The 20,421-nt window shown below is 37.2% G+C and carries 19 protein-coding genes; 15 read left to right on the top strand and 4 right to left on the bottom strand.

Translation table 11 applies throughout. The features are described 5' to 3' along the window. Window positions 1–11 precede the first annotated feature (11 nt). The 3 genes from B8977_RS05795 to B8977_RS05805 form a co-directional block, all read right to left on the bottom strand. Window positions 12–1,877 (bottom strand): tetratricopeptide repeat protein, encoded by a 1,866-nt coding sequence (locus B8977_RS05795; RefSeq protein ID WP_084016739.1) that lies wholly within the window; start codon window positions 1,875–1,877, stop codon window positions 12–14. 344 nt (window positions 1,878–2,221) lie between these two features. Then, entirely contained in the window at window positions 2,222–4,678 is a 2,457-nt protein-coding gene (locus tag B8977_RS05800; protein ID WP_084016740.1) for a TonB-dependent receptor, read from the bottom strand. Continuing rightward, window positions 4,626–6,332, bottom strand: a complete 1,707-nt coding sequence (locus B8977_RS05805) for a M23 family metallopeptidase (RefSeq protein WP_084016741.1) — start codon at window positions 6,330–6,332, stop codon at window positions 4,626–4,628. The genes B8977_RS05800 and B8977_RS05805 overlap by 53 nt, the downstream gene beginning before the upstream one ends. A gap of 144 nt (window positions 6,333–6,476) precedes the next feature. On the opposite strand from B8977_RS05805, the gene B8977_RS05810 reads away from it, so the two are divergent. From B8977_RS05810 to B8977_RS05855, 10 genes are all read left to right on the top strand, one after another. Next, window positions 6,477–6,776: a hypothetical protein gene (locus tag B8977_RS05810; RefSeq protein ID WP_084016742.1), complete on the top strand. Its 300-nt coding sequence runs from the start codon at window positions 6,477–6,479 to the stop codon at window positions 6,774–6,776. Beyond that, a complete protein-coding gene (locus B8977_RS05815; RefSeq protein WP_084016743.1) occupies window positions 6,773–7,063 on the top strand; it encodes a cell division protein ZapA in 291 nt (96 codons plus the stop codon). The genes B8977_RS05810 and B8977_RS05815 overlap by 4 nt, the downstream gene beginning before the upstream one ends. A 265-nt stretch (window positions 7,064–7,328) precedes the next feature. Beyond that, the gene (rny, locus tag B8977_RS05820) at window positions 7,329–8,900 is read left to right on the top strand and encodes a ribonuclease Y (protein ID WP_084016744.1); all 1,572 of its coding nucleotides are present in this window, start codon (window positions 7,329–7,331) and stop codon (window positions 8,898–8,900) included. Window positions 8,901–9,293: 393 nt separating this feature from the next. Continuing rightward, window positions 9,294–10,268, top strand: coding sequence for a ribonucleotide-diphosphate reductase subunit beta (locus B8977_RS05825; RefSeq protein ID WP_084016745.1), 975 nt, complete (start codon window positions 9,294–9,296; stop codon window positions 10,266–10,268). 19 nt (window positions 10,269–10,287) lie between these two features. Continuing rightward, window positions 10,288–11,988, top strand: a complete 1,701-nt coding sequence (locus B8977_RS05830) for a ribonucleoside-diphosphate reductase subunit alpha (RefSeq protein ID WP_084016746.1) — start codon at window positions 10,288–10,290, stop codon at window positions 11,986–11,988. Window positions 11,989–12,121: 133 nt separating this feature from the next. After that, window positions 12,122–12,940, top strand: coding sequence for a DUF4846 domain-containing protein (locus tag B8977_RS05835; protein ID WP_084016747.1), 819 nt, complete (start codon window positions 12,122–12,124; stop codon window positions 12,938–12,940). A 54-nt stretch (window positions 12,941–12,994) separates the two neighbouring features. Next, window positions 12,995–13,462: a hypothetical protein gene (locus B8977_RS05840; RefSeq protein WP_084016748.1), complete on the top strand. Its 468-nt coding sequence runs from the start codon at window positions 12,995–12,997 to the stop codon at window positions 13,460–13,462. A gap of 1 nt (window position 13,463) precedes the next feature. Next, the gene (locus tag B8977_RS05845) at window positions 13,464–14,657 is read left to right on the top strand and encodes a cysteine desulfurase family protein (protein WP_084016749.1); all 1,194 of its coding nucleotides are present in this window, start codon (window positions 13,464–13,466) and stop codon (window positions 14,655–14,657) included. 24 nt (window positions 14,658–14,681) lie between these two features. After that, window positions 14,682–15,152 (top strand): CvpA family protein, encoded by a 471-nt coding sequence (locus tag B8977_RS05850; protein ID WP_084016750.1) that lies wholly within the window; start codon window positions 14,682–14,684, stop codon window positions 15,150–15,152. Window positions 15,153–15,386: 234 nt separating this feature from the next. Beyond that, window positions 15,387–16,529 carry an acyl-CoA dehydrogenase gene (locus B8977_RS05855; RefSeq protein ID WP_084016751.1) on the top strand — a complete coding sequence of 381 codons (1,143 nt, stop codon included), beginning with the start codon at window positions 15,387–15,389 and terminating at the stop codon, window positions 16,527–16,529. Between the two features lie 52 nt (window positions 16,530–16,581). On the opposite strand, the gene B8977_RS05860 is transcribed toward B8977_RS05855, so the two are convergent. Beyond that, window positions 16,582–17,040, bottom strand: a complete 459-nt coding sequence (locus B8977_RS05860) for a DUF1569 domain-containing protein (RefSeq protein WP_084016752.1) — start codon at window positions 17,038–17,040, stop codon at window positions 16,582–16,584. 23 nt (window positions 17,041–17,063) lie between these two features. On the opposite strand from B8977_RS05860, the gene B8977_RS05865 reads away from it, so the two are divergent. The 5 genes from B8977_RS05865 to B8977_RS05885 all read left to right on the top strand — a co-directional run bounded on the left by B8977_RS05865 (window position 17,064) and on the right by B8977_RS05885 (window position 20,412). Then, window positions 17,064–17,702, top strand: a complete 639-nt coding sequence (locus B8977_RS05865) for a Crp/Fnr family transcriptional regulator (RefSeq protein WP_245828458.1) — start codon at window positions 17,064–17,066, stop codon at window positions 17,700–17,702. 112 nt (window positions 17,703–17,814) lie between these two features. Beyond that, window positions 17,815–18,693 (top strand): pirin family protein, encoded by an 879-nt coding sequence (locus B8977_RS05870; protein WP_084016753.1) that lies wholly within the window; start codon window positions 17,815–17,817, stop codon window positions 18,691–18,693. 113 nt (window positions 18,694–18,806) lie between these two features. Next, window positions 18,807–19,121, top strand: a complete 315-nt coding sequence (locus tag B8977_RS05875) for a GNAT family N-acetyltransferase (RefSeq protein ID WP_084016754.1) — start codon at window positions 18,807–18,809, stop codon at window positions 19,119–19,121. A 2-nt stretch (window positions 19,122–19,123) separates the two neighbouring features. Next, complete coding sequence (locus tag B8977_RS05880; RefSeq protein ID WP_084016755.1) at window positions 19,124–20,017, top strand: pirin family protein; 894 nt, start codon at window positions 19,124–19,126, stop codon at window positions 20,015–20,017. Then, a complete protein-coding gene (locus B8977_RS05885; RefSeq protein ID WP_084016756.1) occupies window positions 20,017–20,412 on the top strand; it encodes an OsmC family protein in 396 nt (131 codons plus the stop codon). The genes B8977_RS05880 and B8977_RS05885 overlap by 1 nt, the downstream gene beginning before the upstream one ends. Window positions 20,413–20,421: the final 9 nt, after the last annotated feature.

Below are 20,421 nucleotides of genomic sequence, written 5' to 3' on the forward strand. Positions count from 1 at the left end.
TTGTAGGGAAATTAAGATGCCAAAATAAGTTCGGTTTCACCCATTTCCTTAAATTGTTTTGGAGACAAACCGGTGTGTTTTTTGAAGGCATTGTAAAATGTAGTTCTTGAATTAAATCCACAAGTATGCATCACTTCATTTAGGTTAAAATGTCCATCTTCATAAATGAGACGTTTGGCCTCGTTGATTCTATAAAAATTAATGAAATTTGAATAATTCATATTGGCATTTTCAGCAATTGCAGCAGATACATATTTATCGTTACTCTTTACATGTTCGGCAGTTTCAGAAAGAGAAAGAGTAGGATTGGTATAAATTTTTTCTTTTTCCAATGCATACAGAATTCTGTCAAAAATCTTTTTGAGGTTGTCTTCGTTTTCCACAGTGATTTCTGTTACTTCTTCCAATTCATCTTCTTCATTTGCTTTGAACTGGAAGTTTTTCATCAATTCTATATTTCTTTCATAGAGTTGTTTGAGTGTACGGTTTCGATAAATGAGGAAGAAAATGATAAATCCGGCAATCAATATCAAAAGAACAACACCTAAAATTAATAAACCATTTTCAGCTTTTTTGGTGGCAAGTGATTGATTGATTTGTGCAATCTTTTGGTCTTTGAGTTCCGTTTCGTATTTGATTTCTAGTTCGGAAAGCGTTTTGTGCTTTTCTTCATTCATGACTTCCTTCTCCAATTCATGGTATTTGGTATAAGATGCATAAGCTTTTTCGAAATTTCTCGTGGCTTCATAAACATCTGAAAAACTGTAATGGATGCCCAATTCTATGTCTTTCGCCTCCATCGCTTTTGCAAAATAAAGTGCACTGTCAAGCGCAGAGATGGCTTTGTTGTATTGTTTGGTTTCGATGTAACCCTTTCCTATATTGTAGTAAACGTGCATCTTTCCGAAGTCTATGTTATATTCATTGCAGATTTCAAGCGCTTGCTCGTAACTTTCAAAAGCTTTTGTGAAATTTTTTTGTTTGGCAAATACATTTCCGCGGTTGAGCAGGTTCCGCGCCATGTCCGGAACGTTGTTGGTTTTTTTGAGGATTTCTAAATTTTTATCGTAATAATAAATTGCTTTGTCCAACGAATCTACTTTCTGATAAAGGTTTCCCATGTTTAAATACAAAACCGTGAGATCTCTTTGGCTGTTGGCTTTGAGCGCAAGGCTGAGTCCCATTTTGTAATATTTTATAGCTTTAGGGAAATCTTCTATAGCATGATTGAGCATGCCCAAACGGTTGTAAGTGGTAATTATATTGGCTTCGTTTTTAAGTTTTTCATAAAGGCGCAATGAGGTGTAATAATCTTTTGCAGCCAAATCATAATTCCCTTTGTCCATATTGATTCCACCACTGAAAGAATAAAGCGTCGCTTTGTGCAAATCATTTTTGGTCTGTGGGAGAAGTTTTTTGATGAGCGTCAAGGCTTCGTCATTCATATCGACTTGTTCCAAAAATCGAACATTGAGAATCTGGAGTTTAATCCATTCTTCTTCCGAAAATTTATCTTTGTACTTGTCCGCAATTTTGTTGGCGATATCTATTCCCGTTTGCGTTTCGCCTTTGATCATATAAGCCAAACTTATTTTCTCAGCATATTCAGTCAGGAAAAAATAATCTTTTTGTTTTTCGAAATGTTTAGCTGCTTTGTTGAGGTATTCAATAGTGGCATTTAAATCATAATTCTGAGCCCGGTCGCTGATTTTGAGCATTTCCCGAAGCTCTTCCTGATTTAGTTCTGATTTTTTGTCAAGGGTTTCAAAACGTTTTTTTTCTGTTTCAGGATTAATTTGAGCAGCTAAAGAATTAATAAAAAAAATAAATATGATAGGTAGGTAAATTTTTGCAGCAGAGAGTTTAAACAAATTCATTAAAGAGGGCCTTTTAGTTTAATTTAAATGAATGAATTCCAGATATATCCAAAATTCAAAAAGGAGAAAGTGCTTAGTGATGATAAATGTAAAAATCTCTGCTGAAATATGAACTATTTTGAATTAAATTTTTTAATATTTTATTACTGTTATCAATTGTCATTCTAAATGTAGTATAACTAAATTAAGAATCTTTTACCGAGCCTTCGGTTCTCCTTTTAATTTCAAATCTCCCTTGTCGAAAATCGTAGATTCGATGAGGTCAATGATAAAGGCAATTATTAATTAAATAAAAAGGACTGCCGTTGAGCAATCCTTTCTATAATATTTTTATGGAATTAATTTTAGAATTTCATTCTCAATTTCGCATTGATGAATCTTCCCGTCAAACGGTTTGGTACACCATAAATCTGTGAGGTATTTACATCGCGAACCCAAGTATTGCTGATTTCGTTTCTGATGTCGAAGATGTTGAACAAATCAACTCCGATGGATAATTCTTTAAATTTACCCCAGAAATCTCCTGATTTTTTCAAATCTCCTTGGTTGATAAATTCTTTCATAAATCCGATGTCAACACGTTTGTAATCCGTTAAATAATTCTGGAATTCATAAGGATCTGTAAATGGCGGTGCTCCGTTCGGTAAACCTGAAGCATATACCAAATTCACATTTACTTTGAATGAAGGCCACATCGGCATATAATCCTGGAAGAAAATTGATGCTTTAAATCTCGGATCTGTCGGCATCGGAATATCTCCGCGTCCGTCAATATTCTGATAAGCTCTCGCATAAGACAAACTCAACCAAGAATCCACGCCCGGTACAAATTCACCGAACAAACGTGCATCGACTCCATAAGCATAACCTTGGGCATTATTGTCAGCCGTGTAACGGATTCTCACGTTGTCAACAAAATATGGATTGATGTCATTTAAGATTTTATAATAAGCTTCTGTGGTCAATTTAAATTTGCGTTCCATCCATTCGAACTCATAATCATTTCCTAAAATGAAATGAATTGATTGCTGAGATTTTACATCGTTAACCAATTCTCCCGAAAGATTTCTGATTTCTCTGTAGAAAGGCGGCTGGTAATAAACTCCTGTCGCAAAACGGAACAACATATCCATGTCCCATTCAGGTTTGATGGCGATTTGTGCGCGAGGGCTGATATTCAATTCTTCATTGAAATCCCAGTAAGTTGCACGGACACCTCCGTTGACCATCACTTTCGAACTACCCCACATGAATTTTTTCGTGTATTGCCCGTAACCTGAAAAACGATTGGAAGTCAGTTCGTTTTTGGCATTTACATAATTATTTAGAAATAAATCTCCCGGATCAACCTGTCCCGGAATGAAAGTATTTGGAAGGGAAAAACCTGTGGAATCAATGTATTGCCACTCATTCAATAAGTCACGAATGTCTTCTCTTTGGTATTTCAAGCCCCATTCGATATCGTTGTTAGAATTAAATCTATAGCTTCCTTTGTGTTGAATTCCTGCAACCAAAACATCGAAATTATTTCTTGCGTGGTCGATCTGGCTTCCGATGTCATAAGTCATCGAAGCATTTCCTTCGCCATCCAATTCGTTGATACGGTATGCGCCGTAAATGTCAAAATATTCTTGTTCTTTTGAATGAAATCCAAATGCATCGAAAATTAAATCCAATTTTCTGTTCGGCTTGTGGCGTAGTGACAATGAAACTGTTTCCGTAGCGAATTTGTCTTCTTCATTTCCTTCGTAAAAAACAGTCAAACTCATTGGATTGTCTAATCCTCCGAATTTGGTTTCACGTGTTTTCGGAGCCAAATCAAATTTGCTTTGGGTCATCGTTCCCAGGAAATTCAATTCCCATTTTGAGTTGAATTTATAATTCAAATTTGCCTGAAAATCATAATAAACCGGATTGAAATCACTTTCTCCGTCCAATGTATTCAAAACTAAATTTCTATTCTGATAACGCGCTCCAACGATTGCGGAGAATTTCTGATTTTTGCTTGCTCCTCCAACTGTCAACGCACCGCCCATTAAACTTGCCTCCAAAGAAGCTTCAAATTCTTTAGGTCTTTTATAAATGATGTCCAAAACACTCGACATTTTATCCCCGTATTTCGCTTCCCAGCCACCGGCAGAAAAGTTAATTGCCTCTGTCATATAAGGATTTACAAAACCTAAACCCTCTTGTTCGCCTGAACGGATCAATTGTGGTCTGTAAACTTCAATTCCATTTACATAAACTAAATTTTCGTCATAATTTCCTCCGCGAACGCGGTATTGAGAACTTAATTCTGAAGCTGAACTTACTGAGGGTAAACTTTGAAGCATTTCAGTTACACCTCCCGTCACACCTACAATTGTTTGCATTTCTTCCGGTTTGAATGAAATACTTGTGAGTGGCTTTTCTGTTTTTTTGGTAAAAATGATAGCTTGATCTAGTTCTACACTGGCAATTTCTTCAGAAACCAACATGACATTGAAATCGAATCTTTCACCGTTGGAAAGGTTTAAATTTTGATTGTATATCACGTGTCCTTCTTTTTGGAAGCTGATTTGTAAATCGGTTTCGGCAGGAATTTCCAATGTGAAATCTCCATCCGAATTGGAAAAAGTAGTATAAGTTCCGGTATTGTCCGTGACCAAAACGTCCATGATGGGCATTTTGTACTCGTCGATAATTTTTCCATTGATGGTAGCTTGTCCTTTTGCAAATCCGATTAATAAAATTGCAAATAAAAGGGTACTAAGCGCCTTTGCTGAAATTTGCGGTATAAGTTGCTGTGTTGTTTTTTTCATCCCAAACTTTTAATTCTAATTGGTGTTTCCCATCGGCGATTCCTTCTTTTTGCAAATCAATCGTCAGGCTTTTTGATTTTTGATCGTAATTGGTCAGAATCCATTTTCCGTCTACATACGCTGCAAATCCTTTTATCCCTGACTGACTGTCGCTTATCGTAAAACGAACCACACTTTTGGAAGCCGTAAATGTACTATTTTCTTTGATATTGACAGGATTTATTACAGGTTTTGTATCATCTATGATGACTGAGAAAACGCCAAAGTCTCTTGCTTCACCGATGACCTTGCCATTTTTGTATTCCGCCGTGATGTATTCCGTTTTCCAAGCGCCGCGCTGTTGGTACTCTCTGAGTAAAATGGCTTTGTCAAGTTGAGCGGTTGGAATTCCTTCAGGCTCAATCGAAACGGTATAATAAGTATGAACTGGAACATTCCAGTCATGAACGTAATGTTTGCCTTTGTCCGTTTTTTTATGGGTGAAATTCAAATCTTCATATATAGTCCCTTTCGGCATAACGATTTCGATTCCGTCTTTTTTGAAATAATTTTCTTTGTTCCATCGGAAAACATTTTCACCTTCCATTTTTGGGGCATCTGCCGGAGGTGTTTTTCCTGCTAATTTGTATTTGGCTTCTTTTTTATTTCCTGCATAATCCAAAACCTCAATTCTGATTGCATATTCTTTTCCTTCTTCCAAATCGATGATTCCATTATTTTTCACATTTGAAAACATATGCAAAGGATTTCCTTCGGAAAGAAATAATTGATAAACCCAACTGTTGTTTTTCATTCGGTCTTCATAATCAACCAAACAATTGATGGCGCGCGTCGTGGAAAAATTCAATCTTTCATTGGTATAAGTGAAGTGCGGTTCTTCATTTACAAAAATATTTATCTGATAAATTCCATTTAAATTATCTGCACCATTGTGTTTGTCGTAAGCTTTAATTCCCAATCCAACTTTTCCAGAAGCTGAAACCGTAGTTCCGGCAGTAACTGCTTGACGCGTAGTTTTTCCATTGACATTTCCATGAATCGGATAAATGTAAAGACCGTTGATGAGTGGCGCGCTCGTGTCAGGAACATCAAATCCAAACAAAAAAGGATTGATGGGTTCTTCTGTTTTGGTATCACGGATTTCGAAGTGAAGATGCGGTCCTGCTGATCCACCGGAATTTCCGGAAAGTGCAATGATGTCGCCTGATTTTACAATCAATTCATCTTTTTTAGGATAAATTTCAACGGTGAATTCTTCATTTTTGTATTGATATTCGCGGGTATATTTTTCAATTACATCATTAAATTTTTGCAAATGCCCGTAAACCGAAGTGTAACCATTTACGTGATCAATGTAAATCGCGTTTCCATAACCGCGTGGTGAAATATTAATTCTTGAAACATATCCGTCTCCGACAGCATAAATATTGTAGCCTTCTTTTTGATTGGTTTTGATGTCGATGCCGCTGTGGAAGTGATTGTTTCTTAATTCTCCGAAATTTCCAGCCAGATAATTGGTGATTCCCATCGGATTTCTGAAATCAGATTTCGGATATTCTTTTTTTTGTTGATTATTACTATCTTTATTTTCAGCGGATTGGGCGCACGCATACAGATTCATGGAGAGTACAATCAGTAAGGCTAAATTTTTCATTTATAGAATTAATTTGAACAAAAATATAAAAACCAAATTTAGCCTTTAAATTGTAATGAAATTAAATCGAAAATCAGATTTGAACTAAAATAAAAAAAGGTTAACTTTGCACTAATAAGTTAGAACTATAAAAGTTCTCTTTAAATGAATCAAAGTGAATCAAATTTTATAAAACTCGAACAAAAGCTCCATCAATTGTTGGTTGCTTATAAAGATATTAAAAAAGAAAAAAGTTCACTAAAAGAAGAAATTGAAGCATTAAAACAAGGATTAAAAGAATCCAGAATCGAAACCGTACGGCTGAAAGATGAGAATGACAGGTTGAAAGTAGCCAACGCAATGTTAGGCGAAAATGAACACCGTAGGTTAATGAAGTTGAGAGTCAACAGACTCATAAAAGAATTGGATGTGTGCATGGCACAAATTAAAAATACAAAAGGATGAGCAGCTTAAAAGTGAAAGTTAACATAGCAGGCAGGCAGTATCCTTTGTCCATTAATGCTGATGAAGAGGAAGCAGTGAGGAATGCAGGGAAGGAAATTAATACATTGATAAAAGAATTTGAGGAGCGTTACGCCGTGACAGATAAACAAGATGCGCTCTCGATGGTCGCTTTGCAAATGGCTTCAAAATACCATTTGCTGAAGCAGTCAGGAACAGGTTCAGACAATGAGTTAAATGAAAAATTGGGGAAACTCACAGATTTGATTGAAAGAGAATTGAATAATTAAATTAAAGACGCTCAGCTGTTTAAATACAGTAAAAATATTTATCCTACATTAGTTCTAACATTTTTGGTAAACTCAACACGAAGTTTTTAAACGAGTGAAAGTCGTCCGGAAAGCAGGCCGTAGCAACTTAGGTTGTTCAAATTATTTGACAGCGGAATCTTGACTGGCGGAATAGCTCAAAACCTGTTTTATGGAGTTTACGTAAAACACTTGGACTGATGTAGGATTTTTTATGAAATAAACTCAAAGTTATACATATATATAAATGGATATTATCAGCATAATCATAGGAATTGTTGCATTGCTCATCGGAGCAGCCATCGGATATTTTTTATCAAAAAAATCTGTTGACCAGCAAAATCAAATATTGGTAGATACCGCAAACAGTAAAGCCAAAGAAATCATAAGCGAAGCAGAACGCGAAGGGGAAACAATTAAAAAAGAAAAAATATTTCAGGCAAAAGAAAAATTTCTTGAATTGAAAGCTGCTCATGAAGAGTCTGTCAATCAAAGAGAAAGGAAAATTGCCGATTCGGAATTGAAAGTAAAAGAAAGAGAAGACAGAAATAAATTGGATTTTTCTGAATTGCAAAGACAAAAAGATTTGTTGAAAAACGAGACCAGTAATCTGCAATCTCGCCAAGATAAGTTAAACCTCAAACAAAAAGAGGTAGACACCATGCATAAAAAGCAGGTAGAAGTTTTGGAGAAAGTGGCCAATTATACTGCGGAAGAAGCCAAACAAGAATTGCTTGAAACCCTGAAAGACGAAGCCAAAACCAAGGCGCAGTCACATATTCAGGAAATCATGGAAGAGGCAGAATTGAACGCAAAAAACGAAGCCAAAAAAATCATCATCCAATCCATTCAAAGAATCGGAACAGAGCAAGCGGTAGAAAATGCTGTTTCAGTTTTCAATATTGAATCAGACGAAGTAAAAGGAAGAATCATCGGTCGTGAAGGTCGAAACATCCGTGCGATTGAGGCTGCAACAGGTGTTGAAATCATTGTGGACGATACGCCGGAAGCGATTATTTTATCGTGTTTTGATCCGGTTAGAAGAGAAATTGCACGTTTGTCGTTGCACCGTTTGGTGACTGACGGACGTATTCACCCAGCTAGAATTGAAGAAGTCGTAGCTAAAACAACCAAACAAATTGATGATGAAATCATTGAAGTAGGTAAGAAAACTATTCTCGATTTAGGGATTCACGGATTGCACAAAGATTTGGTAAAAATTGTAGGGAGAATGAAATACCGTTCATCTTACGGGCAAAACTTATTACAGCACTCCAGAGAGGTAGCGCATCTTGCAGGAACGATGGCTGCTGAACTCGGTTTGAATGCGAAGCTGGCTAAAAGAGCAGGTCTATTGCATGATATTGGGAAAGTACCGGAGCAGGAATCGGAGCTGCCTCACGCTATTTTAGGTATGCAGTGGGCAGAAAAGTACGGAGAGCATCCGGATGTTGTCAATGCAATCGGTGCACACCACGACGAAATCGAAATGACATCCTTGTTATCCCCGATAATTCAAGTTTGTGACGCGATCAGCGGTGCAAGACCAGGCGCGAGAAGACAAGTAGTAGAATCCTACATCCAGCGTTTAAAAGATTTAGAAACAACTGCTTTAAGTTTCGATGGTGTTGAAAAAGCATTTGCAATCCAGGCAGGACGTGAATTACGCGTAATGGTGGAAAGCGACAGGGTAGATGATGCGAAGGCCTCTGAACTGTCATTTTTGATTACAGATAAAATTCAAAACGAATTAACTTACCCGGGACAAGTTCGCGTAACGGTAATTCGTGAAACCCGCGCAGTGAATATTGCAAGATAAGATCAAATTTAAGTTTATAAATTGTTAAAATCCTGAATGAGAATTCAGGATTTTTTTGTGACATCCATCATGTTTGAAACGCTTTGTTGGTAACTGTTTGAGCGTGATTTTTATATAAATTTATACAAGTTTAAGCTTATGTTAAATAATTGATTTTCAATTTTATAACATCTTTGTTGATAACATCTCAATATCTTTTGGTACAATTATAACGAATAAATTTTTCAATCGTTTAATTTTGAATATACCAAAACATCCTACAGAAAAACCTTTAAAGTTTTGAAAATAAATGAGTTCATTTTTTACAAGTGGACAGGATATTTTTGACTCTTGATTTTTCTGACGGTTTTTAGGTAAAAACAACAAAAATAATTACTGAAAAAAATTCATTTTATGTCCATATTTGATAAAAGAGTTAATTACAAACCGTTTGAATATCCCGGAATATTTCAATTTACGGAAGCCATCAATAAATCATTTTGGGTGCATAGTGAAGTAGATTTCACAGCAGATACACAAGATTTTCATTCACACTTGACAGTAGCGGAACGCATCGCCATCAAAAACAGTTTGCTGGCAATTGCACAAATCGAAGTAGCGGTAAAAACTTTTTGGGGAGACATTTACCAGCATTTTCCGAAACCTGAATTTAATGGATTGGGCGCAACTTTTGCTGAATGTGAATTTCGTCATTCAGAAGCTTATTCAAGACTTTTGGAAGTTTTAGGTTACAATGATGAATTCGAAAACTTGTTGGAAGTTCCGGTTATCAAAGAAAGAATCGAATACCTTTCTGCTGCTTTGAAAGATGCAAGATCACAAGACCGCAAGAAATATGTAGTTTCATTGATTTTGTTCTCAATTTTGATTGAAAATGTTTCATTGTTCAGCCAATTTGGGATTATCCTTTCTTTTACAAAATTCAAAGGATATATGAAAAATGTGAGCAACATCATTGCCTGGACTTCGGTTGATGAGCAGATTCACGCCAATGCAGGGATTTATATAGTCAATAAAATCCGTGAAGAATTCCCTGATTTCTTTGATGATGAAATGATTGGCCACATCCATGCAACCGTTGAAAATTCAATCGATATAGAAGAAAGAATTTTAGACTGGATTTTCATCGAAGGCAATATTGAAACTGTAAACAAGACCGATTTGCTCAATTTCATGAAATTCAGAGTAGATGACAGTATGAGAAAAATCGGATTGAAACCGGTTTACAATATTTCTCAAGAATTGTACAAGCCAATGGCTTGGTTCGAAGAAGAAGTTTTTGCCAACAGCTTAGACGATTTCTTTGCAAAACGTCCAACAGATTACACCAAACACGATAAACCAATTACCGCTAACGATTTATTTTAAACTAAAAGCCACTCAATATATGGAACTACAAGACAAAGAACTACCGATACAGACAACACTTCAGCCCGAGTTAAGAGAAAAACTTTGGTGGAAAAATGAAGAAAGTGAACAAATACTCAACAGAGGATATTTACTAAAAGGTGAAACTGTAGAAGGTGCAATCGAACGCATCTGTGGAGCTGCTGCAAAACGTCTTTACAAACCGGAATTGAAAGAATCTTTCATGGAAATGGTAGAGCGCGGTTGGATGAGTTTGAGTTCGCCGATTTGGGCAAACATGGGAACAGAAAGAGGTTTGCCGATTTCGTGTTTCAATGTTCACATTCCGGACAGCATCGAAGGAATTACCCATAAATTAGGAGAAGTAATCATGCAGACCAAAATCGGAGGGGGAACTTCAGGTTATTTTGGTTCTTTGAGAGAAAGAGGAAGTGCAGTGACGGACAACGGAAAGAGTAGTGGAGCCGTTAGTTTTATGAAACTGTTTGATACTGCGATGGATACGATTTCACAAGGTGGTGTGAGAAGAGGTGCTTTTGCCGCTTATATTGACATTGACCATGCAGATATTGATGAATTTTTGAAAATTAAAAATATCGGAAATCCAATTCAGAACTTGTTTACAGGAGTTTGTGTTCCTGATTATTGGATGCAGGAAATGGTAGATGGTGATATGGAAAAACGCCAGGTTTGGGCGAAAATTTTAGAAAGCCGCCAGCAAAAAGGATTACCGTATATTTTGTTTTCTGATAATGTGAATCGTAATAAGCCACAGGTTTATAAAGATTTAAATATGAGAATCAATGCAAGTAATTTGTGTTCAGAGATCATGTTGCCTTCCAATGAAGATGAGTCATTCATTTGTTGTCTATCTTCCATGAATTTGGAACTATATGACGAATGGAAAGATACGGAAGCAGTGAAATTGGCGATTTTCTTCTTAGATGCAGTTTTACAGGAATTTATCGAAAAAACAGAAGGAAACCATTATTTAGCATCTGCAAACCGTTTCGCGAAAAGACACAGAGCGCTTGGTTTAGGCGTTTTAGGGTGGCATTCATATTTACAAAAAAACATGATTCCATTCGAAGGATTGGAAGCTAAAATGTTGACAACTGAAATATTCAAGCACATCCAGGACAGAGCAGACAAAGCAACTCAGGAATTGGCTAGAATCTATGGAGAGCCGGAATTGTTGAAAGAATACGGACGAAGAAACACCACGACATTGGCGATTGCTCCGACAACTTCTTCTTCTGCAATTTTAGGACAGACTTCTCCGGGAATTGAGCCGTTCAGCAGCAATTATTACAAAGCGGGACTATCCAAAGGAAATTTCATGCGTAAAAACAAATATCTGGCTAAATTATTGATTGAAAAAGGTTTAGATAACGAAGACACTTGGAGAAACATCATGTTGAACGGAGGAAGCGTACAGCAAGTAGATGGATTGACAGACCATGAAAAAGCGGTCTTCAAAACATTCAAAGAAATCAGCCAGCTGGAAATTATTCAGCAAGCATCCATTCGCCAGAAATATGTGGACCAGTCACAAAGTTTAAACTTGAACATTCCTTCGGAATTGCCGATCAAGGATGTAAATAATTTATTGATCGAAGCATGGAAATTAGGAGTGAAAACACTTTATTACCAAAGAAGCCAAAGCGTTTCCAAAGAAATGGTTACGAACTTGGTAAGCTGCAGCAGCTGTGAATCATAGAAAATTTAATTACTCTTATAGTTAATTTCTTACAACCCTGATTTTCATTAAAAATCAGGGTTGTATTTTTTCTCAAGGCTTGAATGGAACAATATTTGCAGTTTGTAATTTTTGGGCAAAGGGAAAATAGCAGATGAAAATTACTCGTTTAATACCGATTATACTTATACCAATTATTTCTTGTAATACAATGAACCGCGGTGGCTCGCAGTCTTATGAATCATTGAGTATGGTGGAATCGACGCCGATGATCAATGATTATGGCCGAACAATTCTTGCAAGATTTGATGTACCGGCAGGCTACGAAAGAACTCAACTAAAGTCAGGTTCGTTTGGGGAATATTTACGCACTTTAAATTTAAAACCCGAAGGGGCTCCTGCCCGAATGTACGACGGGAAAATTAAGCCCAATCCCAATATTTATGTGTCAGTAATAGACATGCCCATTTCCCCAAAAGACTTACAATCCTCTGCTGATGCGGTTATCCGTTTAAAATCAGAATATTTATTTGCCAATCAAAATTTCGATAAAATATCTTTTCACGGAAACCAAACCAAATATTCATTTGCTGAATTTTCTAATGGCGATACTTCAAAATCTAAATTCAATGAATACCTGGATTATGTAATGGAAAAAGTTTCCACACCCAGTTTTTGTTCCGATTTGACTTCGGTTAAATTAAAAGACATTCAGGTTGGAGACGTATTTGTTCAGCAAAGCAGTCCCAATGGACATGCTGTGATAGTGGTAGATTTAGCCAAAAATGCCCGAGGAGAAAAAGTTTTTTTATTGGCCCAAAGTTATCAGCCTGCACAGGAAATACAGATTATAGCCAATCCTTCTCGTGATGACATCAGTCCTTGGTATGAAGCGAAAGAAGGTTCAATGTTGACCCCGGAATGGCGTTTCCTAACTACAGACTTGATGAGATTCAAAGATTTGAAAGACTAATAATTCTCCGCGTCCGAAATTTATTCCTTAAATTTGAAGGAAATTTCACGCACAATGAATCATAAATTAATATTCACATTTATACTTGGAATTACAATGCTTTTAAGTGCTTGTAACAATTCCAAAGTGACTTCAAAAGAGGGAAAAGAAATGTCTGACTTTGAAATAGTTTTCGAATCCGAATACGGAGGAACCGGACAAGAAGAAACAAAAGTAATAGAAAATCAAGGAGAATTTGCAGAATTATGGGTACAAGTTACCATGCAGCCTGCACAAAGTGCTCCTCACATTGATTTTTCCAAAAAAATCATCATTGCAAAACATTTCCAAAGTAAAAACAGCGGCGGAACTGAATACAAAATCGAGTCAGTTTTCCAAAAAGGAAGTACCATTGAAGTGCATTACAGCGCAACAGGGCCTGAAGGCATGGCAACCATGGCAATCACCAATCCATTGATGATTTTGTCAGTTGACAAAGTGGAGAATCCCAAAGTAGAATTCATTAATCACAACGGAAATTAAGATGCAGCGCGTATATTTAGACAATGCGGCTACAACGCCGATGCACAAAGAAGTGATTGATACAATGACACAGTGCATGCACAACATTTACGGAAATCCTTCATCTACACACGTTTTTGGAAGAGAGGCAAAAGCACAGATGGAACTTTCCCGTAAAAAAATTGCCGAATTATTAAACGTTTCTTCGTCAGAAATTGTATTCACATCTTGCGGTACGGAATCCAACAATTTCATCATCCGCTCTTGCGTTGACCATTTGGGAGTGACTCGAATTATAACTTCAACATTAGAACACAAATGCGTTCAGGAAACCGTTGCAGAAATGGAATCCAACCGAAAAGTAGAAGTCATAAGAGTTAAATTAGACCCAAGTGGTTCAGTCGATTATGATGAATTGGAAAGAATTTTACAAGTTTCCGACAAAAAAACTTTGGTAACGCTCATGCACGCCAATAACGAAATAGGAAATTTGTTAGACGTCGAAAAAGTACAGCAATTGTGCGAAGAAAATAATGCGCTTTTCCACACAGATACCGTTCAGACATTGGGACATTATCCGATGGATTTGAGCAAATTAAAAATTGATTTCGCATCTTGCAGTGCGCACAAATTACACGGACCCAAAGGAATAGGATTTGCATTTGTCAGGAAATCATTACAATTCAAACCACAGATTACAGGAGGCGGACAAGAACGAAACCTGCGTTCTGGAACCGAAAATGTTTATGGCGTAGTGGGATTGGCAAAAGCATTTGAAATGTCATTGAATGATTTGGACAAACATCGTGCACACATCGAAGATTTGAAATCCTACACAATTCAAAAATTGCAGGAAGAAATTCCGGGCGTTGAATTCAACGGACTTTCTGCAGATTTGGACAAAAGTCTTTATACCGTTTTAAATGTACGTTTGCCGTTCAAAGATGCTTTAATCGGATTTGAATTGGAACTTAAAGGAATCGCCGTTTCACAAGGAAGCGCATGCAGTTCGGGCGCGTCCAAAGTTTCTACAGTTATTCAGTCTGTTTTAGATGCAGAAACTATTGAGAGAATCACACCCGTTCGCGTATCGTACAGCTGCTACAACACACGTGAAGACATAGACCGTTTGGTAAATGTCATCAAACAAATCAGCGAAAAACATTTGGTTGCACATTATACGTTTAAATGTCATTCCGATGAAGGAGGAATCTAATGCAATGATAAACTAAAACCAAAAGTGAACGGGCTCGACATCGCACTCGCAATCATCCTAGTTATTGGGCTTGCCGGCGGATTCCAGAAAGGATTTATTAAATCCCTGTCAGGATTCATCGGGATTGGGATTGCCATTTGGATAGGCTTCAACTTTTCTAATCTCCTCGAAGCATTCGTGATTGAACAAGACTTCATCCCCGGCGCATTGGTCAAAATCGTATCTCTGATTCTTACAATTGTACTCGTCGTCATCGCCATAAAAATCATTTCCAAAATTCTGCACGAAGTCGTTCACGGTGTAGGATTAGGTATATTCAATCGGCTCGGAGGTGCCGTCTTCGGATTTCTCATCAATCTCCTCGTATTAAGCGCAATTATTTATTACACCTATCCATTCATAAGTAAAATCGGAGAACCGGAAATTTGGGAACAAAGTCAACTTACTCCATATCTGTTGGAAATCGCAGAACTTCTCAAAATAAATTTCTTTTAAAATTTCTCCTTTGGATGTTAGGAGCTGGGCGCCTTAACGGGCTGGCGGCACTCGCTTCCCGATAAAAATCGGGAGAGCTCAGACAAATGCCTTCATCCCGGGCGCTAATTCGTTATCCAAATAATTATGGAATCGATGTAATTAAGAATAAATTTCACCGAAAAATTAATCCTAATTAGGTATATTCCAACGAAAAAATCTATTTTCGTCCCCAGAATTAAAACAAACAATAATATGGATTTTCAACTATCAGAAGAACATTTGATGATACGACAGGCGGCAAGAGACTTTGCTCAAACAGAACTACTTCCCGGAGTCATCGAACGCGACGAACACCAAAAATTCCCAACCGAACAAATCAAAAAAATGGGCGAACTCGGATTCCTCGGAATGATGGTTGACCCTAAATACGGCGGAAGCGGACTCGACACCATGTCTTACGTTCTCGCAATGGAAGAAATTTCGAAAGTCGATGCTTCAGCTTCAGTAGTGATGTCCGTAAACAACTCACTCGTTTGTTGGGGAATCGAAAAATTCGGATCAGAAGAACAAAAACAAAAATACCTTACCAAATTAGCAACGGGCGAACAAATCGGTGCTTTCTGTCTTTCTGAGCCGGAAGCAGGTTCAGACGCAACTTCTCAAAGAACTACCGCAGAAGATAAAGGCGATTATTACTTATTAAACGGAACGAAGAACTGGATTACCAACGGTAGTACAGCTTCCGTCTATTTGGTAATTGCACAAACCAACCCAGAATTGGGACACAAAGGAATCAACTGTTTGATAGTTGAAAAAGGAATGGAAGGCTTCCAAGTCGGTTTGAAAGAAAATAAATTGGGAATCCGTGGTTCTGACACGCATTCATTGATGTTCACAGACGTGAAAGTTCCAAAAGAAAACAGAATCGGTGAAGACGGTTTCGGATTCAAATTCGCAATGCAGACACTTTCAGGTGGTAGAATCGGAATTGCATCTCAGGCATTGGGAATCGCGAGCGGTGCCTATGAATTGGCATTGAAGTATTCACAGGAAAGAAAAGCTTTCGGAAAAACAATTTCAGAACATCAAGCCATCGCTTTCAAATTGGCAGATATGGCGACCAATATCGACGCAGCAAGACACCTTTGTATGCATGCTGCCTGGTTGAAAGACCAAAAACAAAACTTCGATAAAGAAGGAGCAATGGCAAAATTGTTCGCTTCTAAAACGGCGATGGACGTAACGGTTGAAGCTGTTCAAATCCATGGTGGATACGGTTTCGTGAAAGAATACCACGTTGAGCGTTTGATGCGCGATGCGAAAATTACACAGATTTACGAAGGAACTTCTGAAATTCAGAAAATTGTGATTTCCCGCTCTGTATTGAAGGGATAATAATTAAAAATATATTGAAATAAATGTAGAGACGGACAATTGTCCGTCTTTTTTATACCAATCCAAATTGTTTAAAATGATGTGCGAAATGTTTACTGTGAAAAACAATCCATTCATCATAATTCAATAATCCCAAAGCCGGATGCATCATTGATTTTTCTTTATCATCCTTATAAAATTCCTCAAAAATTTTAAGTTCATTTTCTAATTTCTCAATGGCTTTCTGCAAATTTTCATAACGAAGTTCGGGCAAAGTATTTTCTTCCTGACCCGGAACTCTGATTCCCATTGGAAATTCCATGTCGGTATAAATCAAACCTTGTTTCCATTTTACAGCCGTTTCTTCACTCCGCATCAATTGTCCTTTGATGCCGCCATTGGAAAGTTTTGCCAATAAAATCAAATGTTCAATCATGTGTTGCGATGTCATGATGCCGAAAACAGGTTGAGTTTCAGGGTTTAATTTTTTCAATAAATTAGAAATTACCGGATGGTTTTGAATGTCAATCATAGAATTTTATTTAATGCTGATGAATGTACAAATATTGCCGTAAATTGAGCCAAAATTCAACCGGAATGTTTGAAGAAATAATCGAATATTTTCAAGGAAAATCAGTTGACATAACACCTGAGCTCAGAAAAGTTGTACAGGAAAACCTCATCGAGAAAAAAGTAAAAAAGAACGAAGTGATTTTACGTCAAGGCGAATCCTGCCTGCACACTTTTTTTGTTGCCAAAGGTTTGCTTCGTGCCTACACGATTGACAATCACGGAAAAGAACATATTTTACAGTTTGCACCCGAAAACTGGTTAATTTCTGACCGTTCGAGTGTTCTGTTTCATGATACTTCCGAGCAATACATCGAAGCGGTGGAAGATTCTAAAATCGTGATGATGAACGAGGCTTTTTTTGAAAAAATTTCTGAATTAAGCCCTTCATTCAGAACTTATAATTTATTTGCACTCAACAATCACATTCGTCATTTACACAAAAGAATCAATCTTCTTTTAAGCGCAACCGCCGAGGTTCGGTATTTAGATTTTATTAAATTGTATCCGGATGTTACCCTTCGTGTGCCGCAATGGATGATTGCTTCTTATTTGGGAATCACACCCGAATCTTTGAGTCGTGTCCGTAAAGAATTGGCGCACAAAAACTTCAAACCAGGGTAATTATTATTATAAATTTTTAATTTTTATAAATAATTCAAAATATTCTTAATTATCCTACATCAATGTATATCTTTTGATTTGATACTAATTTTGTTTCAAATCTTATTCAAAGGTGAAAACAAAAAATATAGAATTGGTCATCGCACCGCCCGCAGCACATTTTGTGGGTGATGGTTTCAGAGTTCACAATTTTATTCCAAACGCTATCGGTTTGGACATGAAACGTATGAATCCTTTTATAATGTTGGACTACAATTCTAAATATTATTTTCCCGCGACTGATGGTCAGAGAGGTGTTGGTGTGCATCCACATCGTGGATTTGAAACAGTGACAATTGCTTATCAAGGAAAAGTGGCACACCATGATAGCGCAGGCGGTGGAGGCGTAATTGGTGAAGGAGATGTTCAGTGGATGACGGCAGCTTCGGGTGTTTTGCATAAAGAATACCATGAAGAAAATTTCGCTAAACAAGGCGGTGATTTCCAAATGGTACAGCTTTGGGTCAATCTTCCCGCAAAAGATAAAATGTCCAAACCAAAATACCAAGCCATTTCGAACGAACAAATTATAAAAGTTGAATTGCCTGAAAACGCAGGCTTAATCGAAGTGATTGCAGGAAAATTTAATGACATAACAGGAACTGCCAGCACATTTACACCGGTTCATTTACAAAATGCAAAATTGAATTCTGGCGGAAAAGCACGCTTTAATTTTCCTGCGAATTATAATACTGCAGCATTAATAGTGGAAGGAAAAGTGAAAATAAACGAAAGCGAAGTAATTTCGGAAGACCATTTTGTTTTGTTTAAAAATGAAGGAGAAGAATTCACAGTCGAAGCATTGGAAAATTCAGTTGTTTTGATTTTGAGTGGTGAGCCGATTGACGAACCGATTGTTTCTCACGGTCCGTTTGTGATGAATTCCAGAGAAGAAATCATGGCAGCTTTCAACGATTATAATACCGGAAAATTTGGTTATTTAGAGAGTTAAGGTGCAATGCCTGAAGTTCAATTAATTTGAGAATTAATAATTCTATATAAATTTAATTTTAATGCAAGGGGGAATTTTCGTAATTTCCCCTTATTCCAAAAAAAGATTGAAATATGAAGCCAGAACACATAGAAATTCAGTTAGTGAAAAATGAAGAAAATAAACGTTTCGAGTTAGAAGTGGAAGGTCACATTGCTTTCATTGACTACAAAGAACGAGACAGTAAAATAACTTTGACGCATACAGAAGTTCCTTTGGAATTGGAAGGAAAAGGTGTCGGAAATGCAGTCGTAGAAAAGACTTTGGATTATTTAGAACAAAATAATTATGTGTTGATTCCGCTTTGTCCGTTTGTTTTTGCTTATATCAAAAGGCATCCGGAATGGAAAAGAATCATAGACCCTGACTTTAAAAAAATGGAAATTTAATCATGTCAAACATTCAGTTAATCATAGAAGAAAGAGCCGCAGATATTGGCAATTTCATGGTAGGGAGGTTGCTTCCGTTCAAACAAAAAAGATCTGTCGGGCCCTTTGTGTTCATTGACCACATGGGACCTGCACAGCTCAAAGATTATCAAAATCTCGATGTTGCTCCGCATCCGCACATCGGACTTTCCACTTTGACTTATTTGTTTGAAGGTGCAATTATGCACCGTGACAGCATAGGTTCAGAAGTTGAAATCCAGCCGGGTGCAGTGAATTGGATGACTGCCGGAAAAGGCGTTGTGCATTCAGAAAGAACGCCGGAATATCTGAGAACTTCCGAAAAAAGTCTGCACGGATTGCAGATTTGGGTGGCTTTGCCCAAAGAACTGGAAGAAGTTGAATCAAGCTTTACACACATCGAAGCTGATACAATTCCGCATTGGGAACAGGATGGCGTTGAAATTAAATTGATTGCAGGAAAAGCTTTTGGTCATACATCGCCGGTTCCGGTTTATAGTCCGCTTTATTTCATCGAAATTAAAAGTAAGGAAGCCGCAAAGTTGAGTATCGGAGATGATTTGTTTGGTGAAAGCGCTCTTTATATTCTCGAAGGAAGTATCAAAAGTGAAGGAAACACTTACGAACCGAAACATATTTTGATTGCGAAAGATGCCAAATTGTGTGAATTTGAAATGACTGAAAATACGACGGTTTACATTTTTGGAGGAGAAGCATTTCCGGAAGAAAGATTCATCTACTGGAATTTTGTTTCAAGCGAAAGAGAAAAAATTGAACAGGCAAAACAAGATTGGTTAGAACAGAAATTTCCGAAAGTTCCGGGCGAGACTGATTTTGTTCCTCTTCCGCCACAGAATCCAAATATCAAAATGAAATAATGAGCACAAGCGTAAAAGCCAGGATAGGAAAGGAAAATTACCGAACAGTGGTTGTAAGTGATTCGCATAATTTTGTGATTGACGAACCCATTTCCGCAGGAGGAAAAGATTTAGGGCCAAATCCCGGAGAATTACTTTCGGCAGCATTGGCGACTTGTTCGACCGCGACTGTGAAAATGTATGCTGACCGAAAAGGCTGGAATGTGGATGAGGTAACAATTGAAGTTGATTTTAAAAGAAATTTGAAATTAGACACGACCACATTTACTAAAAACATAAAAATCACCGGAGATTTGACAGATGAACAAATCCATAAGCTACATGAAATTTCAGGGAGATGTCCCGTTCATAAAATGCTGGCAGGAAACATTGAAATTAAAAGTGAATTAATTTAAAAATTCATG

The sequence above is a fragment of the Moheibacter sediminis genome (assembly GCF_900176425.1).
Taxonomy (GTDB): domain Bacteria; phylum Bacteroidota; class Bacteroidia; order Flavobacteriales; family Weeksellaceae; genus Moheibacter; species Moheibacter sediminis.

Excerpts from the sequence above, each read along its gene's own strand:
- B8977_RS05795 (WP_084016739.1), bottom strand. The coding sequence starts at position 1,877 with ATGAATTTGTTTAAACTCTCTGCTGCAAAAATTTACCTACCTATCATA.
- B8977_RS05800 (WP_084016740.1), bottom strand. The coding sequence starts at position 4,678 with ATGAAAAAAACAACACAGCAACTTATACCGCAAATTTCAGCAAAGGCG.
- B8977_RS05805 (WP_084016741.1), bottom strand. The coding sequence starts at position 6,332 with ATGAAAAATTTAGCCTTACTGATTGTACTCTCCATGAATCTGTATGCG.
- B8977_RS05810 (WP_084016742.1), top strand. The coding sequence starts at position 6,477 with ATGAATCAAAGTGAATCAAATTTTATAAAACTCGAACAAAAGCTCCAT.
- B8977_RS05815 (WP_084016743.1), top strand. The coding sequence starts at position 6,773 with ATGAGCAGCTTAAAAGTGAAAGTTAACATAGCAGGCAGGCAGTATCCT.
- rny (WP_084016744.1), top strand. The coding sequence starts at position 7,329 with ATGGATATTATCAGCATAATCATAGGAATTGTTGCATTGCTCATCGGA.
- B8977_RS05825 (WP_084016745.1), top strand. The coding sequence starts at position 9,294 with ATGTCCATATTTGATAAAAGAGTTAATTACAAACCGTTTGAATATCCC.
- B8977_RS05830 (WP_084016746.1), top strand. The coding sequence starts at position 10,288 with ATGGAACTACAAGACAAAGAACTACCGATACAGACAACACTTCAGCCC.
- B8977_RS05835 (WP_084016747.1), top strand. The coding sequence starts at position 12,122 with ATGAAAATTACTCGTTTAATACCGATTATACTTATACCAATTATTTCT.
- B8977_RS05840 (WP_084016748.1), top strand. The coding sequence starts at position 12,995 with ATGAATCATAAATTAATATTCACATTTATACTTGGAATTACAATGCTT.
- B8977_RS05845 (WP_084016749.1), top strand. The coding sequence starts at position 13,464 with ATGCAGCGCGTATATTTAGACAATGCGGCTACAACGCCGATGCACAAA.
- B8977_RS05855 (WP_084016751.1), top strand. The coding sequence starts at position 15,387 with ATGGATTTTCAACTATCAGAAGAACATTTGATGATACGACAGGCGGCA.
- B8977_RS05860 (WP_084016752.1), bottom strand. The coding sequence starts at position 17,040 with ATGATTGACATTCAAAACCATCCGGTAATTTCTAATTTATTGAAAAAA.
- B8977_RS05865 (WP_245828458.1), top strand. The coding sequence starts at position 17,064 with ATGTACAAATATTGCCGTAAATTGAGCCAAAATTCAACCGGAATGTTT.
- B8977_RS05875 (WP_084016754.1), top strand. The coding sequence starts at position 18,807 with ATGAAGCCAGAACACATAGAAATTCAGTTAGTGAAAAATGAAGAAAAT.
- B8977_RS05880 (WP_084016755.1), top strand. The coding sequence starts at position 19,124 with ATGTCAAACATTCAGTTAATCATAGAAGAAAGAGCCGCAGATATTGGC.
- B8977_RS05885 (WP_084016756.1), top strand. The coding sequence starts at position 20,017 with ATGAGCACAAGCGTAAAAGCCAGGATAGGAAAGGAAAATTACCGAACA.